17 protein-coding genes are annotated in these 16,177 nt (G+C 40.1%); 11 read left to right on the top strand and 6 right to left on the bottom strand.

Annotated features, from left to right (window positions below):
* The first annotated feature begins 25 nt into the window (after window positions 1-25).
* Window positions 26-349, top strand: coding sequence for a hypothetical protein (locus ACYX4O_RS11925; RefSeq protein ID WP_476351164.1), 324 nt, complete (start codon window positions 26-28; stop codon window positions 347-349).
* A 213-nt stretch (window positions 350-562) separates the two neighbouring features.
* Here the strand turns inward: ACYX4O_RS11925 and ACYX4O_RS11920 are convergent, their stop codons facing one another.
* A complete protein-coding gene (locus tag ACYX4O_RS11920) occupies window positions 563-1,315 on the bottom strand; it encodes a class I SAM-dependent methyltransferase (RefSeq protein ID WP_476351162.1) in 753 nt (250 codons plus the stop codon).
* 221 nt (window positions 1,316-1,536) lie between these two features.
* On the opposite strand from ACYX4O_RS11920, the gene ACYX4O_RS11915 reads away from it, so the two are divergent.
* Both ACYX4O_RS11915 and ACYX4O_RS11910 read left to right on the top strand, forming a co-directional pair.
* The gene (locus ACYX4O_RS11915; RefSeq protein ID WP_476351160.1) at window positions 1,537-2,451 is read left to right on the top strand and encodes a DMT family transporter; all 915 of its coding nucleotides are present in this window, start codon (window positions 1,537-1,539) and stop codon (window positions 2,449-2,451) included.
* A 1-nt stretch (window position 2,452) separates the two neighbouring features.
* The gene (locus ACYX4O_RS11910; protein ID WP_476351158.1) at window positions 2,453-3,007 is read left to right on the top strand and encodes a cysteine dioxygenase; all 555 of its coding nucleotides are present in this window, start codon (window positions 2,453-2,455) and stop codon (window positions 3,005-3,007) included.
* A gap of 433 nt (window positions 3,008-3,440) precedes the next feature.
* Here ACYX4O_RS11910 and ACYX4O_RS11905 read toward each other — a convergent pair whose 3' ends face one another.
* The gene (locus ACYX4O_RS11905) at window positions 3,441-3,824 is read right to left on the bottom strand and encodes a VOC family protein (protein ID WP_476351156.1); all 384 of its coding nucleotides are present in this window, start codon (window positions 3,822-3,824) and stop codon (window positions 3,441-3,443) included.
* Window positions 3,825-4,020: 196 nt separating this feature from the next.
* Here ACYX4O_RS11905 and ACYX4O_RS11900 point away from each other — a divergent pair, with 196 nt between their 5' ends.
* On the top strand, window positions 4,021-4,617 hold the full coding sequence (locus ACYX4O_RS11900) for a membrane lipoprotein lipid attachment site-containing protein (RefSeq protein ID WP_476351154.1): 597 nt from the start codon (window positions 4,021-4,023) through the stop codon (window positions 4,615-4,617).
* 280 nt (window positions 4,618-4,897) lie between these two features.
* Here ACYX4O_RS11900 and spoIIP read toward each other — a convergent pair whose 3' ends face one another.
* Entirely contained in the window at window positions 4,898-6,031 is a 1,134-nt protein-coding gene (gene spoIIP, locus ACYX4O_RS11895) for a stage II sporulation protein P (RefSeq protein WP_476351152.1), read from the bottom strand.
* Between the two features lie 248 nt (window positions 6,032-6,279).
* Here spoIIP and ACYX4O_RS11890 point away from each other — a divergent pair, with 248 nt between their 5' ends.
* Window positions 6,280-6,570 (top strand): hypothetical protein, encoded by a 291-nt coding sequence (locus ACYX4O_RS11890; protein ID WP_476351150.1) that lies wholly within the window; start codon window positions 6,280-6,282, stop codon window positions 6,568-6,570.
* A gap of 113 nt (window positions 6,571-6,683) precedes the next feature.
* A complete protein-coding gene (locus ACYX4O_RS11885) occupies window positions 6,684-7,136 on the top strand; it encodes a GNAT family N-acetyltransferase (RefSeq protein WP_476351148.1) in 453 nt (150 codons plus the stop codon).
* Between the two features lie 59 nt (window positions 7,137-7,195).
* On the opposite strand, the gene ACYX4O_RS11880 is transcribed toward ACYX4O_RS11885, so the two are convergent.
* Entirely contained in the window at window positions 7,196-7,954 is a 759-nt protein-coding gene (locus ACYX4O_RS11880; RefSeq protein WP_476351146.1) for an MBL fold metallo-hydrolase, read from the bottom strand.
* Between the two features lie 118 nt (window positions 7,955-8,072).
* Here ACYX4O_RS11880 and ACYX4O_RS11875 point away from each other — a divergent pair, with 118 nt between their 5' ends.
* Window positions 8,073-8,489 (top strand): Lrp/AsnC family transcriptional regulator, encoded by a 417-nt coding sequence (locus ACYX4O_RS11875; protein WP_476351144.1) that lies wholly within the window; start codon window positions 8,073-8,075, stop codon window positions 8,487-8,489.
* 36 nt (window positions 8,490-8,525) lie between these two features.
* Here ACYX4O_RS11875 and ACYX4O_RS11870 read toward each other — a convergent pair whose 3' ends face one another.
* Window positions 8,526-8,852, bottom strand: a complete 327-nt coding sequence (locus ACYX4O_RS11870) for an RNA-binding protein (protein ID WP_476351142.1) — start codon at window positions 8,850-8,852, stop codon at window positions 8,526-8,528.
* Between the two features lie 165 nt (window positions 8,853-9,017).
* Here ACYX4O_RS11870 and ACYX4O_RS11865 point away from each other — a divergent pair, with 165 nt between their 5' ends.
* Entirely contained in the window at window positions 9,018-11,090 is a 2,073-nt protein-coding gene (locus tag ACYX4O_RS11865) for a thioredoxin domain-containing protein (protein WP_476351140.1), read from the top strand.
* Between the two features lie 57 nt (window positions 11,091-11,147).
* On the opposite strand, the gene prli42 is transcribed toward ACYX4O_RS11865, so the two are convergent.
* Window positions 11,148-11,300, bottom strand: coding sequence for a stressosome-associated protein Prli42 (prli42, locus tag ACYX4O_RS11860; protein ID WP_188655359.1), 153 nt, complete (start codon window positions 11,298-11,300; stop codon window positions 11,148-11,150).
* Between the two features lie 825 nt (window positions 11,301-12,125).
* Between prli42 and ACYX4O_RS11855 the strand changes: the two genes are divergently transcribed.
* From ACYX4O_RS11855 to ACYX4O_RS11845, 3 genes are read left to right on the top strand one after another with little or no spacing between them, the layout of a single operon-like run.
* Entirely contained in the window at window positions 12,126-13,775 is a 1,650-nt protein-coding gene (locus ACYX4O_RS11855) for an acyl-CoA mutase large subunit family protein (protein ID WP_476351138.1), read from the top strand.
* A 21-nt stretch (window positions 13,776-13,796) separates the two neighbouring features.
* A complete protein-coding gene (gene mce, locus ACYX4O_RS11850) occupies window positions 13,797-14,624 on the top strand; it encodes a methylmalonyl-CoA epimerase (protein ID WP_476351136.1) in 828 nt (275 codons plus the stop codon).
* Window positions 14,624-16,171, top strand: coding sequence for an acyl-CoA carboxylase subunit beta (locus ACYX4O_RS11845; protein ID WP_476351134.1), 1,548 nt, complete (start codon window positions 14,624-14,626; stop codon window positions 16,169-16,171). Before mce ends, ACYX4O_RS11845 begins: the two co-directional genes overlap by 1 nt.
* Window positions 16,172-16,177 lie beyond the last annotated feature (6 nt).

Below are 16,177 nucleotides of genomic sequence, written 5' to 3'. Positions count from 1 at the left end.
CGAGAAAGCAGAAGGAGGAAACGCCGTGAAGAAAAAATTACTCACGACCATTATTGTCAGCATCATAGTAATCACGGGACTATCGTTTTACTTGAATACGAAAATTGCCCATCACGAGACGCTACATGATGTTAAAGTTATTGAAAAGCATGATAAAGAGATGGAAAAGTCTCATAAGTACATAATCAAGGTAGAAGGCATGGAAAAAGAATTAAAATTTAAAGACAAAATGACCTGGAACCTTGTTGAAGTCGGAGAGACCTATGATATTGAATATGAATATTCAAAAGCTCATCCTCCCACAGTTAAAGCTATTGGTGATCTAGAAGGCCATGGTGGCGGACATTAATACAATCATTTTCTTAGAAGGTCCCATTTCGAAATGAGATGGGATCTTTTTTTATAGTTTGATTAAGGGAACGGAAAAATGTATGGGGTACAATTTAGGGGGGGAATGCAAGGTGAAGGGAAGGAATCATGAGAGATTCATTATAAAAATAGAATTCAGTCATACATAAGAAAGGAGTATGAAATAATCAGTTATTTCATACTCCTTAATTCTTTAAGGTCTGCTCTTCACCAAGCAAGCTGTATACGACATAGCTTGATGGAGGGGGACATTTTCCTCGTATTCCCCTTTATCGTAATCCATGGCTCCACCTGGAATAGAGTGATCTAATATAAGATTGTTTTCTGCAAGTAAAAGTTCAAGATCGGCTGGAGAATAACAACGAAGAGACTGAGTCACGGCTTGGCTTTCGTCATTAACGGACCACCATGTATCAATCATGCGACAGTGATAAGGATCAAAGTCATACTGTCTCATAATGTCATCAAAGCTCATATCTATGCCGGCAGTATAGGCCCAATACCAGGGTGTATAGGTATCAATGAGCGCTAATCCACCTGGACGTAACCATCCTTCTATTAGACGTAGAAGTTTCGATTGATCCTCATCTGAGCCAACACCAAATCCATCCCAATAACAAATACAATCAAAAGGATTGTTAAATTTTGCTTCATAGAAATCCCCTTCTGTTATATGAAGCTTATCCTCAACTTCATGCTCTCTAGCCAAGGCTTTTATTTTCAAAACCGCTTTTGGAATAAGTTCAATAACGGTTACGTCATAGCCTCTTTTGGCTGCAGCAACAGCAAACTGTCCTGTCCCTCCACCTAATTCGAGTAGATTGTTTGGCTTTCCTTCAAATAGTTCTTCCATCTTATCAACTAAGTCATCCCTTAGTATGTCAACCAACGGACTATCTGTTAACAGTTCATACTGCCTATTATAAAATTCTTTAACCCATTCCATGTGTAAGTCCTCCTTTAAATAAATGGATATTGGATGAGAACTTCACAAAGATCAATAGTAAAAGAGCACAGTCATCCTCCTAATTTTCCGACAATTCTATTACTATTGTAGGGTAACAACCATATCTTCTCAACAAAAATTTCCAAATGATTCTCTCATGAACCCTTTGGACAGGCATAGGATGAAAGAAAGAAGATCTTTCGAAGTGGGGAGCGTCGTTTATGCCATCGAAAATTGCTGCTTCTTTCTATGCGACTTTATCCATTACGTTTTGGGGCATTTCTTTTGTCTCGACAAAGGCTGTTTTAGATAAACTTGATCCTTACACAGTACTGGTCATTCGATTTGGGATCGGTGCCATCTTCCTGTTATGTGTGCTGCTTGTTATGAGATATCCTATGAAATTATCTCTCAACTATATACCCTCTCTAATTGTACTCGGAATATTAGGGGTATTTGTTCACCAGATCATTCAAGCAACAGCGCTATTAACAATTGATGCTTCTCATGCAGGCTGGATGATTTCGTTTTCTCCTGTGTTTACTGTTTTTTTATCCATGATTTTTCTACACGAGAAAGTAACCCTTTCTAGAGCTGTTGGTATAGGAGCAGCCATAGCTGGGGTCATATTAATTACAACCTCAAGAAGTGGGCAGGGGCTTGCATTTGCTATCGATATTGGATATCTCCTTATGCTCCTTAGTACGTTTAACTGGGCGTTATATGGAATTTTATTGAAGCGTTTATCCATCCCATTGCCATCACTTGTCATTACGTTCTATATGAGTGCATTGTCATTCTTTCTCACATTACCCATTCTAGTGAAAAATCAAGGATGGAAGAGTTTACCGACCTTGTCTGCCACAGAGTGGGGGCACCTTATTTTTCTTGGAGTATTCGTCTCAGGCATTGCCTATTGGTATTGGGGCAAAGCACATGAAGTGCTAGAAGCCTCTCAAGCGTCTGCTTTTATGTACTTAGAACCACTGGCTACGTTGCTCGCAGCCATCTTGCTTCTTAATGAGAAAATCTTTTTTCAAAGTGTAGTGGGTGGCTTCATTATTATCATTGGTGTCGTTTTTGTAAATGGTCAGGTGTGGAATCTTATCGGATTACTTAGAAAGAGGAGGACTTAATATGGAATGGAAAGATCGATTAGAAGATGTGCTTGGAACACTAATATCACCTTCAAAAGAAGAATTAAGGCATGCTCTCAGTAAGCTTAATACAAAAGTGGAAGATGTAGAAGAACACCTTATGGACCCTGGAGGGAAGCCTTATTACAGGAAGGTATTGTTTCATAACGAAGAGGTGGAACTGCTCGTCATGAACTGGTCAAACCTTGAATGCGCCCCTCATGACCACGGCAACTCGTATGGGTGGATACATGTACTGAACGGTACGACTAAGCATACGATTTTTGAGGTAGAAGACGGACGAATTCCCCGTGCCTTATTTGAGGAACATAAAGAGAAGGGGGAGTTTCTATTTGCTCCTGTAAATGGGGTTCATACAATGAAAGATGATAAGAAGAGCGGGTTAATCACTTTACATCTATACGCTCCTCCAATAAAAGACATGATGGTGTATGACTTAGAGGCGTGCGCGGCTTGTGTTGTGTCTGAGGATTGTGGGGCTTGGTGGCCGGAGGATTTGCGACAACGTGTAAAAGAATTAAAGTTAAAGGCTTGAGGATCCCTCAAGCCTTTTTATTAGACCAGATCAATCAGTCAACATCGATTCGCATAGGCTCATCGTGTTTCCTTGATCTCACTGCGGTTCAGTCCAGTCTATACGTGGCTTAACGGGCACTTTCGCTTTTGATCGTCTAGCTCCAGTGCCCAGCAACTAATAGACTTCCCTCACCTCCGGTCGATCAGTCAACATCGATTCGCTGGTGCTCATCGTGTTTCCTTGATCTCACTACGTTCAGTCCAGTCTATACGTTGCTTAACGGGCACTTTCGCTTTTGATCGTCTAGCTCCAGTGCCCAGCAACTAGTAGACTTCCCTCACCTCCGGTCGATCAGTCAACATCGATTCGCTGACGCTCATCGTGTTTCCTTGATCTCACTACGTTCAGTCCAGTCTATACGTTGCTAAGCGGGCACTTTCGCTTTTGAATACTAGCCTGTACAGATCATAATAATATTGCCATCGGGGTCTTTAATTGTAAAGAAAGAAAGGTCTTCAAAACGTGTGATGGTAGAGGTAATGTTGTAACCTAAATCGTTTACATATTGATAAGCTGCATCAATATCATCTGTGTGAAAATTAAATAATGGGTGAGCTGAAGGGTTTACCTTTTGTGTCTCTCCAGGAGTCCCGGCATCAAGTAGGACACCTGTATAGTGATCAATGTTCATGTTGTAGACTGGTTCTGATACCTCTGAAGGGTTATATTCCTGACCCAGTAGCTCACAATACCATTTGACTGAAGTTTTTAGGTCACTTACGGGTACAAACATGGTGTTTACTGTGTTATGGATTGGGCTTTTAGTCGTTTTCATTTTATCGCTCCTTTATAGGTTGTTATCTACCCTTTCTAGAAAATTGGAAAAAACCCTTTTTGGAGATTTCGTTTTTGGTTAATTGTGGTACGATAATGGAGGGCTAAATTGTAAGGTTTGTTTTTCTCTTGAAAATAAGGATTGTTCTTTTTACCTGCGGATCTATACATATTACTCTAAATAAAGGAGTGAAAAGATGAAGCGAATGATCGTATTTCTTTTCCTTTTAGTGATACTAGCGGCTTGTGCAGAAGAGGATAAAGGAAATGAATCTTTAACCATTACACCGATTGAATTAACAGAGCGTGAGAAAGACCTTGTATCGGCAACAGGAATTACCCATACAGAATACTTTGAAATGGATGGCAGCTTAGGAGAAGGGGAGGACCTAGTTACGAAATTCACCTATTATAAAGATGGTGATTACTTAAAAGGCGGCAGTAAAATGTATGGTGCATTAGAAACGAGATATGAAGAAGACCTTTTATCGTTTGCCATGTTAACAGATGATGATTTAGCTCACCTTTATATGGGAAATGCAAACGGTTTGGGAGGTAGTAAGGCAACTATTCCTGAGGGTCTCGGGATGTCTAGTTTTGGTGGACTATCAGAGAAACACACTCTAGTAAAAGGGGAAGAAGCTTACATCGCCTATTGGGTTGCATCTGGCGATAATTCGATGAGTAGTGGTGGGATTGGAGATCCTACTAAACTTCCAAGAGTGATCAAAGAGGAAGATTTTGCTATTGTCATGAGTGTTGAGGTTAAGAACAAAGAGGATATAAACCATTAAATGAAAAAGCACCTTTCTTAAAAAGGTGCTTTTTTCTGTGCACAAAATGGTTGAGGTGTGGAGGTAGCCAAAGTATCTGGAAAATTGACCTAAGCCTGTTCCACACGTAGAAAAAGAACTGAGCTAACAAGCTCAGTTCTTCTCCTGAAACTCACGAAATAACATAATGACTGTCAATGTTAGTCCGGCAACAAAGCATCCAACTGTTATTAACCAGTGAAAGAAGAAGAAGGAAGTGAAAGTAGATAAAGCAGCCCATAAAAACCATAAAAGCCAAGGTTTATTGAGCATTTACTTCCATGTCACCTTCATACATTTCACTAAACACTTTCGCGAAAGCTTCAACAGTATTTTTAATTTCTTCATTGTTGTTGGCGTAGCCTCCGATCTCAATTAGCAACGCTTTTTCAGATAAATCCTGATTATATAGACCATTTCCTTGAGCTTTGCTTTTCTGGAAGACTCCTCGGCTGATACTAGGATACTCTTTATTTAATTTTGTATTTAATTCTGTTACAAAACGAAGGTTTTCTTCATAGTATTTGTTCTCCTTACCTACGATGAAGAAAAGACGAGCGTATGGTTGTCCGTTTATAGTTGTTGTCGTGATCTTTTTATCAACCGAATCACGGTGAAGGTCAAAGATATATTCTACTTTGTCATTTTTCGCTAAGGCTTCTGTGGCAATCTCTCTTGAGGCTTTATAGGAATCAGGATATGACCAGTTTCTTTCTTTTAACTCGGTTGCAACGTTATCTTTTACATGTTGAGATTGAATATTGTATTTTAATAACTCTTCTTTCAACATGGTACCTACATTGACAATATTCTTCGTTTCATCGTGACTGACAGCTTCATTCGGTTTTGTTGCACCGCTTAAATTAGGTAAAAACGCTTCCCACGTATGGGTATGATAAATCAATACAGAAGCTTCTTCTGGTACTGTATCTTCTTCAGGTGGTGTTTCCTTTTTATCCTCAGCGCTTGAAAAGAAGTCGTCAGGTGGTGGAGATTCGTATGGAAGTGTAGTGTAATCCGTTCCTTCTCCAGCTATTAAGATTTCTGTATGGTATGCATCTAATCCGGGAATTTCACGTCCGAGTAGACTGCGTGCATCTCCAAGACGAATATCAGTTAAAGCATCGATTACAAATTTAGAAGTAGATAAATCTGGAACCTCTTCTTCATATTCTTGTAAAAGAGGGGGCATCTCTCTCCCCATTACAGCTAATAATACTTCCGTGCTTTGAAACGATTTTAAGGCATTTTCGATTGTTTGAGATGATAAGAATGTTTTGCTATAAGAGGTAGCCGTCATAATGGCGATTAGGAGAAATAGTAATCCATAGATTACTAGATATCGACTTATAAAGGTTACCTTTGATTGTATAGAAGCTTTTGATATTCGTTGCAAACTTGACCCCTCCCTCACTCTATCTTTATGAAACAAGGGGCAAGAATATTAAATAAAAATAGGTTTTCTATCAAATCTCTTAAAGATAAAAGAGATGAGGGATATCTAACCCATGTAAATTAAATTGTCGTCTACTTGTCGGAAAATACACTTTTATGACAAGTTTTGTCATTTAATAGATAAAGTATCTCTCTCTAGAAGGATTTATTTTGAATTTGTAGTAGAAGTGAGTAAGGAGGGAGAGGTGTATGGATTTTCTTCGCCGTTGGACAGGAGTAGCTATTTTAGTTTTACTTGCATACCTTTCGTTAAGTAAGGGTTTGAAATTGTGGTCTCTTGGAACCCAAGGGGATGGGGAAGGAATTGGTATATATTTTTTTCTTATCGAGATTACGGATCTACTTCCATCAGAAAGAATGCCATCGTATGCAGTAGGGTTCTTTATTTTAAGCCTAGTTGCCCTTATCATCTCAATAGCAATGATTCGGGAAAACCTCGTCAAGGTAGATGCTAGTCAGAGAACTCATTTTAGTGAGTAACAATCTTCCTGCTTGCCTATTCTTCATACTCGAGTATACGATTAGCAGTAACATACATATGGTATACAGAGGTGAGCTGAAAGGGGGATCATATGAAAGTCCGTTTTATACCGATGAAACAAGAAACGTTCGAGAATTATTATTTAGAATCAGTACATGAATACGCAATGGAACATGTTAAAGCCGGGAATTGGACAGAGTCAGAAGCTCTCATTAACGCACAAGAGCAGTTCGAGAGCCTTTTACCCCATGGTCTTAATACGAAGGAACATGTTTTGTTTACGATTGTAAATGAAGAGAGAGATGAGGTGGGGATCATCTGGCTTCATCATCAACATCGTCTTGAAGAGACCCACATCTTTATTTATGATATAAAGCTATATCAAGAACAACAAGGCAAAGGGTATGGCACGGCAGCTATGAAAGCACTTGAGGCGTATGCTGAATCGATGGAGATTAGTCAAATTGGACTTCATGTTTTCGCTCATAATAAAACAGCCCTTGGGCTGTATAAGAAAATGGGATATGAAACGACTGATCTTGTGATGAAGAAAAGACTGAACTAATTAAAACCAAAAGACTGTTACAATGGTTGAGTTTAACTATTGTAACAGTCTTTTGGTTGTTAATAAGTAAGTGTTTCACCGTCGCTTGGAATCGTAACTTTTTCTTTTAAATCGTTCTCCTCTAGGTAGGATTGTAGGTCGTCTCTAGTTAGTAAACAGTGATTTAGTGTTTCCATATGAACAACAATAATTTTTGATTCAGGTGCAGCTTGTTGGGTCTTATGGATATCCTCTTCTGTCATTGTAATGGGTCCACCTTCAAGGAACTGAGCTGCCCCACCGTTCACAATGATCAATTCAGGAGAGTGTGTAAGAATAGCTTCTTCCACTTCTTGGCACCAAACAGTATCACCGGCTACGTATAGAGTGTTTTCATTTTTATGGGAGAAGACCATACCTGATACTTTTCCCGTCATGTTGGTAATTTCTCCTCTTCCATGCTGCCCCTTTGTTTTGTGAACGGTCACTTCTCCAAGCTCAATACCATCTTCAAACGAGTGAACGTTTGTAAACCCTTCTTGTTTGATGGCTTCTACATCTTCTTCGTTTTGTGCATAAATTTTTAGGTTCAGTGGTAGTAATTCTTTTGCTTTATCATCAAAATGATCAGGATGAAGGTGCGTTACAAATACCGCATCTACATCTGTATAATTACCTGCAGAACCTGGTAAAGGGACAAGTGGGTTAGATAACTCCTGATTAGGCGTGTTAGGAAAAGGTGGCATAGAACCCTTGTCAGCAAAGAATGGGTCAATTAAAACGTTTTTGCCACCGTATTCAAGAATTATCGTTGCGTTACGAATGTGATGGATCTTCATTTGAATATCCTCCTTTAATAGTGATGTACATTTAGGATAATATAGAAAGCATAATAACTACATAGATGAAATCAAGTCTATAGGGGATATAGCTTGAATAATGAAAGGAATGACATAATTGTTTGATCAAACAGATCTACATATACTGAATGAACTTCAACAAAATGGGCGTTTGACGATGAGAGAGTTAGGTGAAAAAGTTCACCTTACAGGTCAGGCCGTTTCAACGAGAGTGGTAAAGTTGGAGGAGGCAGGTGTTATTGAAGGGTATAGCGCACGTGTAAACCATGATCGATTGGGGTATCCTGTTCATGCTTTTGTGAATATATATACGAGAGGGGCGTATCATAATCCATACTTTTCCATATTAGAGCGTTATGAATCTTACATATATAGTAATTTTAAAATTAGCGGGGAAGGGTGTTATTTACTTGAATGCCGCTTTCCATCTAATGATGCCTTAGATACCTTTTTGACTGCTCTAAGTGAGCAAGTTGATTATAAGCTTTCTATTGTGATAAATGATGTTCTATAGTAAAGGTGGACGACTCATGTGAGCCGTCTACCTTATTTAATTATTTTCTTTTGACTTTTGATTGGCTTCGGGCATAATCTCATCGGCAAATTCCGCAAATGCGGCTCCTGTTGGACGAGAGTCTGCGCGCTTCATATACTCCTGAATTTTGCCGGAATATTTACTCATTGGTTCATTCTGATTCCTGTCTTCATCCTGGCGACCGCGAGCAATACCATAAAAGGCGGCGCTAACCATTGTAGCCATCACACCTAAAACGGACATAACCATTGGACCGCGACTTCTCTTGCGCTTACCAAACAATCCCATCCACATGGGCTTTTTTCTTGTATTAAACATGGACCACCATTGATTGTTCTTCATCGAAACATCCTCTCTTTATGCGTGGTACTCCTTACTTAGTGTTTCAATAAAAAGGTGCTTTATGAGGGGAATAACAATCCAAATCTCCACAAATTCTACCTTTATCTCCTTTAAGATATGTTATAGTGGCATGCATAAACCAAAATAATGAGGTGTGAGAAAATAATGGATTCAAAAGAGTCTCTACATAATAACCCCAATCGTTTAATTCATGAGAAATCCCCATATTTGCTTCAGCACGCATACAACCCAGTTGATTGGTATCCATGGGGAGAAGAAGCTTTTCAGAAATCAAAAGAAGAAGGGAAACCGATCTTTCTAAGCATTGGGTATTCAACCTGTCATTGGTGTCACGTAATGGAACGAGAATCCTTTGAAGATGAGAAGATAGCGACGCTTTTGAACGAACGGTTTGTATCGATAAAAGTGGACCGGGAAGAGCGACCAGATCTTGATTCAATCTACATGACTGTTTGTCATATGATGAACGGGATGGGAGGCTGGCCACTTAACGTATTCCTCACCCCTGATCAGATCCCCTTTTATTCAGGTACATATTTTCCAAAAGAAAGCCGTTATGGAATGCCAGGGTTTCGTGATGTAATCTTGCAGCTCTATCACAACTTTAAAGAGCAACCTGACAAAGTGAAGAACATTGAGAAAAATGTTCAGAATGCTTTAAAACAGGCATTTACTATGACAAATGCCGTAGATCTATCACCAGATATTCTTCATCAAACTTATGATTCATTCCAAAAAAGCTTTAATGAAACATATGGAGGTTTTGGTGGGGCTCCAAAATTTCCAAGACCGCATACGTTGATGTATTTGTTGCGTTATTATCGTTATTCCGGAGAAGAAGAGGCTCTTAACATGGTCAAGAAAACCTTAGACGGACTGGCGACGGGAGGGATCTATGACCATATCGGATACGGATTTGCACGCTATAGTGTTGATGAGAAATTTTTGGTACCGCATTTTGAGAAAATGCTTTATGACCAAGCTCTCCTTACGATTGCTTATACGGAAGCCTACCAAGTAACTAAAGAAGAACGTTTTAAGGAAGTGGCAGAAGAAGTGATCTCATATGTTCTTCGCGAATTAAAGCACCCAGAAGGAGGCTTTTACTCTGCTGAAGATGCGGATTCAGAAGGTGTTGAAGGGAAGTTTTACGTTTGGACACCAGAAGAAGTGAAAGAAATTCTTGGACAACCTTTAGGTGATTTGTTTTGTGACGTATATGACATTAAGGACCAGGGGAATTTTGAAGGAAGAAGTATTCCAAATTTAATTCCATCTGACCTCAAGTCTTATGCATTACGAAATGGCTTAGAAGAATGCAGCCTTAAAGAGTCCCTTAAAGTAGCTAGGAAGAAGTTATTTAAAGTAAGAGAGAAGAGGGTTCGTCCATTTAAAGATGATAAGGTTATCACCTCATGGAATGGAATGATGATCACCGCTCTTGCAAAAGCTTCTAGAGTGTTTGGAAATAAAGACTATTTTGAAGAAGCGAAGCAATCCCTTCTTTTTGTAGAACAAAACCTTTTTAAAGAGGACCGTCTTATGGTGCGTTATAGAGATGGGGAAGTAAAACATTTAGGGTTAATTGATGATTATGCGTATTTATTATGGGCTTATATTGAAATGTATGAAGCAAGTTTAGATCTTACTTATTTACAAAAGGCAGATGAGTTAAGTGAGCAAATGATAGCTTTATTTTTAGATGAAGATCAGAGCGGTTTCTATCTGTATGGAAATGATCATGAACAGCTTATCACACGACCAAAAGAAGCAGCCGATGGAGCGGTGCCTTCTGGAAATAGTGTGGCCTCCTTACAACTTTTACGACTGGCACGGTTAACGGGTGACGCTACGAAAGAAGATATAGTCAATCATACGTTAACTGCCTTCTCAGAGGACTTAGAGAAGTATTCAGATGGACATGCCTATTTCTTGCAGACGTATTTGCTTATGCAAAGTAAAGCTAAAGAAGTGGTGGTCCTTAGCAGTGAAGCGGATGCTGGGATGGAAGAACTGTTTCGTTCTCTACAAGAAGATTTTTACCCTGAATTGACCTATCTCGTGGCCGATTCTGTAGAAAAACTCTTAAGCCTTGCTCCTTTTACCAAAGATTATAAAAAAATCAATAATCGTTCCACAGCCTATATTTGTGAAAACTTTTCATGTTTACCACCTACTACAGAAGTCCAAGAAGCGATCTGCAATATAAAAGTATAAGAAGAAAAAGAAAAGCATTTGGCTTCAATAGCCAAATGCTTTTTGTTGATCTATTCATTATAAGAACATACCCGCTCCAGCAAGTAGTGATGTTAATAACATCGTTACAATCATTAGGTACACAACAAATTTTTGACGCTTTTCACGTTTTGATGGTTTACGTTGTTGTGTTGCTTCTGATTGTTTCTTTTGTGTAGTTTTAGATGCCATAGGATTGACCTCCTTCGTCCCCGATACTAGTCCCATTTTAACCCGAATTCTGAAAATGAACAAGCCTCCTTTTCATACACTTTTGTTGCTTTCTCTTCTGCTGAGGAAGGCTTTGTTAAAGTTTAAGGTTTTTATTAAACCAGTTTGTTCAAAAATAGGCCAGGATTGTTGAGGACTTGAAGCTAAGATAATGTTTCCGTTTCCGTTGGTAGAGAGGGAGGTGGTTCGGGAAATCACTCGCTTTCCGCGGCGAGCTGGGGAGCCTCCTCGGTCGCATTCGCTCCCTCCGGGGTCTCCCCTAGGCTCCTACTGCCGCAGGAGTCTCGCAATTTCCCGAACCACCTCTGCCATATATGGTGTGAAGGAAACATGCCATATGGGGATGCCTCGCAAGTCTAACCCCCCCTTTAGATGTGGGCCGTTAGTAAAACTATAGCAGGGGTGTCTGGGGAACGGCGAGACTCCTGCTCGAGAAAGAGGTCGACGAGACCCCGCAGGGTGGGTTTCCCGAGGAGGCTCGACAGCTCGCCCGCGGAAAGCGAGTCGTTCCCCAGACACCCTAAGCACCCGACAAACGTAACGGACCTATCTAGACAAAAGTGTCTCAGCTTCAAGTGTTCCATATAAGCGGGCTTATATGGAACAAATAATATAAACAATGTGAGCCTAGAGGCTAGGCAGATATTAAGAAAGATAATGAGTAACCATTCATTTTCCACCTTTATTCATGGTACAATTAAATTGTCGAAAAATTGAAAGGGTTTTCTTGATATTTATCGAATAGTATTCAAAATGACAATATTTTGATAAAAGGAGGGCGTTCGTATGGGTTCTACTTATAATGAACATAAGAAAAAGTGGGAAGAGCAGACCAAAAAGGCTATTGAACGATTTCCGGAGCGTAAGGATTTGTTTGAAACAAGTTCCCACATTGGAATCGACCGTTTGTACAGCGGTGAAATAAATGAAAAGTATGTCGAAAATATAGGGTTTCCCGGGCAATATCCATACACCCGAGGGATTCAACCAACGATGTATAGAAGTCGTTTCTGGACAATGCGTCAGTACGCAGGTTTTGGCTCTGCTCAGGAAACGAATGAGCGATTTCGATACTTACTAGACCAAGGTCAAACAGGTTTATCAGTAGCATTTGATCTGCCGACGCAAATTGGGTATGACTCTGATGATCCGATGGCAGAAGGAGAAGTGGGAAAAGTAGGGGTGGCCATTGATAGCTTGGCTGATATGGAAACGCTATTTGACCAAATTCCACTTGATAAAGTAAGTACATCCATGACTATTAATGCACCAGCATCAGTTTTATTGTGTATGTATATTGCTGTGGGTGAAAAGCAAGGTGTTCCTAAGGAGAAATTAACAGGCACGATCCAAAACGATATCCTAAAAGAGTACATTGCCAGAGGTACATATATTTTTCCGCCGAAACCATCCATGCGTATCATTACAGATATCTTTGGTTATTGCCAGGAGTATCTGCCTAAATTTAATACAATTAGTATATCTGGATACCACATTCGGGAAGCGGGTTCGACTGCTGTACAAGAGGTGGCCTTTACGATTGCAAATGGATTAGCGTATGTAGATGCTGCGATTGAATCAGGTTTAAAAGTTGACCAATTTGCTCCACGTCTTGCATTCTTCTTTAACGCACACAATCAATTTTTTGAAGAAGCAGCAAAGTTCAGAGCTGCTCGTCGTGTGTGGGCAAAGATTATGAAAGAGCACTATAAAGCAGAAGATCCAAAAAGCTGGAAGCTCAGGTTCCATACCCAAACAGGAGGGTCTACCCTTACAGCCCAACAGCCTGATAACAATATTGTTCGTGTGGCCTTACAAGCTCTTTCTGCGGTTATGGGAGGAACGCAGAGTCTACATACAAACTCACGTGATGAAGCGTTGGCCTTACCGACCGAAGAGTCTGCCCGGATTGCGCTAAGAACACAACAGATTATAGCGAATGAAAGCGGCGTTGCAGATACAGTGGATCCGCTAGCTGGCTCTTATTATGTAGAGGAACTGACTGACAAAATTGAAGAACAAGTCAATCAGTACTTAGACCAAATTAAAGACATGGGGGGCGCCGTTCAAGCGGTTGAAGAAGGATATATGCAGCGAGAGATCCACCATGCGGCTTATGAAACGCAGAAGAAAATTGAGAGCGGAGATGAAGTCATCGTTGGTATGAATCAGTTTAAAATTGACGAAGAAGTGAATCCAGAATTGTTACGTGTTGATGAAGCATTAGAAAAGGCGCAAGTCCAGAAAACAGGAAGTATCCGAAACAATCGAGATCAGGCAGGAGTTGAACAAGCGCTCAATCGAATTAAAGAAGCCACTCAAGATCAAACGGATAATCTAATGCCACATATCTTAGAGGCGGTGAAAGCCTATGCTACTGTAGGTGAGATCTGCCATACATTGCGAAGGGAATTTGGAGAGTATATTGCACGCTAAACTCGATAGGGGGAAAAGGTTATGAATCGAAAAATTCGCGTACTTATTGCAAAACCTGGACTTGATGGCCATGATCGTGGTGCACTCGTCATATCTCAAGCATTACGAGACCATGGCATGGAAGTTATATATACGGGGTTGCGTCAGTCACCTGACCAAATAGCTCAGGCCGCCATACAAGAAGATGTGGATATTGTCGGATTATCTTCTTTATCAGGAGCCCACAGGTCACTTTTTCCTAAAATTGTCGAAACACTAAAGAAATATAATGCCTCCGATATCCCTGTCTTTGGAGGGGGGGTTATTCCTCCTGAAGATATTCCATATTTAGAGGAGAAAGGTATTAAGAAGATCTTTACGCCTGGAAGTTCAACAGATGAGGTAGCGAAGTACATTAGGCGCCTTGTGTATCCCGACAAGTCAGAAAGTGTGAAGCCTCCTGAGAAAATTGCTCATATAGGAATCGCGGTTCATCATATTGAACAAGCGCTTCCTTTTTACACAGATACGTTAGGTCTATCTTTGAAACATGTGGAAGAAGTGCAAAGCGAGGGAGTAAAGGTGGCGTTTTTGCCAATTGGGGAAACGCAGATCGAACTATTAGAGCCTCTTAATGAAGAATCTCCTATCTACAAGTTTATTGAGAAGAAAGGAGAAGGGATTCATCATATTGCTTTTGAAGTTTCAGATATTAAAGACCGTTTGAAGAATTATAAAGAAGACGGTGTGCCTTTATTAAATGAAGAACCAAAAAAAGGAGCCCATAATGCAGATGTAGCGTTTCTGCACCCTAAAGCATCTCATGGTGTTTTATATGAGTTATGTCAACACGGAGGTGAAAAGTCGTAATGGATATCTATGATAAGATCAATGAATTGTATGATAAGCGACGTTCTGTTGAGATGGGAGGGGGAGACGAACGAATCCAAAAGCAACGCGATAAAGGTAAAATGACAGCTCGTGAGCGTATTGATTACTTACTCGATGAAGGAAGCTTTGTAGAGTTGAATCCTTTTATTGAACATCGAGGGACCGACTTTGGCATGGGAGGGAAAGATGCTCCTGGGGAAGGCGTTGTAACAGGGTTTGGTAAGATTAAAGGAAATGATGTGTATTTATTTGCTCAAGATTTTACCGTTTTTGGAGGCGCATTAGGAGAAATGCATGCTAAGAAAATAGCAGCGGCTATGGATTTAGCTGTAAAGAATGGCGTTCCTTTCATCGGCTTAAATGATTCAGGCGGAGCTCGTATACAAGAAGGAGTCACCTCTCTTGATGGTTATGGTCAAGTTTTTTACAGAAACTCGATCTATTCTGGTGTCATTCCTCAAATATCCGTTATAATGGGCCCTTGTGCAGGAGGAGCTGTGTACTCTCCTGCTATTACAGATTTCGTTATTATGGTAGAAGAAACCTCGCAAATGTTTATTACAGGGCCTAAAGTAATTGAGACCGTAACAGGCGAGCAAATCTCTTCTGAGGACCTTGGTGGTGCGCATGTACATAATAGTAAAAGTGGGAACGCGCACTTAAAGGCAAAGACTGAAGAAGAAGCGTTAGATCAAGTTCGATCCTTAATTGATTACCTTCCTGCTAATAATAATGAGAAGACACGCCAAATCGAAATGGATGACGAGAATCACTATCGTTCTAATTTAACGGATTTAATACCGTTTGATCCAATAAGGCCATATGACGTCCGAACCATACTCAATGAAGTGGTGGATGAGGACTCTTTCTTTGAAATTCATCCTGACTTTGCCAAGAATATCGTTGTTGGGTTTGCTCGTATAAAAGGAAAAACGGTGGGTCTTGTGTGTAACCAGCCAAAAGTCATGGCTGGCGGACTTGATATCGATTCGTCTGATAAGGCCTCAAGATTCATACGTTTTTGTGATTCGTTTAATATCCCTCTCATTACCTTTGAGGATGTGACTGGATTTTTCCCTGGTGTCAAACAAGAACACGGGGGCATTATTAGACACGGCGCCAAAATTTTATATGCCTATTCAGAGGCAACAGTTCCTAAAATCACGGTCATTACCCGGAAAGCATATGGTGGTGCGTATGTTGCATTAAATAGTAAATCAATTGGTGCTGATCTCGTCTATGCATGGCCAAATGCTGAAATAGCCGTCATGGGGCCAGAGGGAGCGGCGAATATTATATTTGCTAAAGAGATTAAAGGAAGCGAGAATCCTGAAGAAACACGGCAAGCTAAAATCAATGAATACCGGGAAAAGTTTGCAAATCCTTATGTTGCAGCTGGACTAGGTATGGTGGATGATGTTATTGATCCAAGAGAAACTCGAATCTCACTTATCCAAGCTCTTGATATGCTAAAGAATAAACAAGAAGATCGTCCGAAGAAAAAGCACGGAAATATTCCATTATAATAAACA

The organism is Pontibacillus sp. ABV4_188 (genome assembly GCF_056311905.1).
This window is presented reverse-complemented; position numbering and strand designations above follow the sequence as displayed.

Bases quoted from the DNA above. Each gene is read 5' to 3' on its own strand.
- ACYX4O_RS11905 (WP_476351156.1), bottom strand. From the start codon at position 3,824: ATGAAAACGACTAAAAGCCCAATCCATAACACAGTAAACACCATGTTT.
- ACYX4O_RS11845 (WP_476351134.1), top strand. From the start codon at position 14,624: ATGGATATCTATGATAAGATCAATGAATTGTATGATAAGCGACGTTCT.
- ACYX4O_RS11915 (WP_476351160.1), top strand. From the start codon at position 1,537: ATGCCATCGAAAATTGCTGCTTCTTTCTATGCGACTTTATCCATTACG.
- ACYX4O_RS11910 (WP_476351158.1), top strand. From the start codon at position 2,453: ATGGAATGGAAAGATCGATTAGAAGATGTGCTTGGAACACTAATATCA.
- ACYX4O_RS11890 (WP_476351150.1), top strand. From the start codon at position 6,280: ATGGATTTTCTTCGCCGTTGGACAGGAGTAGCTATTTTAGTTTTACTT.
- ACYX4O_RS11865 (WP_476351140.1), top strand. From the start codon at position 9,018: ATGGATTCAAAAGAGTCTCTACATAATAACCCCAATCGTTTAATTCAT.
- ACYX4O_RS11880 (WP_476351146.1), bottom strand. From the start codon at position 7,954: ATGAAGATCCATCACATTCGTAACGCAACGATAATTCTTGAATACGGT.
- ACYX4O_RS11885 (WP_476351148.1), top strand. From the start codon at position 6,684: ATGAAACAAGAAACGTTCGAGAATTATTATTTAGAATCAGTACATGAA.
- ACYX4O_RS11920 (WP_476351162.1), bottom strand. From the start codon at position 1,315: ATGGAATGGGTTAAAGAATTTTATAATAGGCAGTATGAACTGTTAACA.
- mce (WP_476351136.1), top strand. From the start codon at position 13,797: ATGAATCGAAAAATTCGCGTACTTATTGCAAAACCTGGACTTGATGGC.
- ACYX4O_RS11870 (WP_476351142.1), bottom strand. From the start codon at position 8,852: ATGAAGAACAATCAATGGTGGTCCATGTTTAATACAAGAAAAAAGCCC.
- ACYX4O_RS11855 (WP_476351138.1), top strand. From the start codon at position 12,126: ATGGGTTCTACTTATAATGAACATAAGAAAAAGTGGGAAGAGCAGACC.
- ACYX4O_RS11900 (WP_476351154.1), top strand. From the start codon at position 4,021: ATGAAGCGAATGATCGTATTTCTTTTCCTTTTAGTGATACTAGCGGCT.
- prli42 (WP_188655359.1), bottom strand. From the start codon at position 11,300: ATGGCATCTAAAACTACACAAAAGAAACAATCAGAAGCAACACAACAA.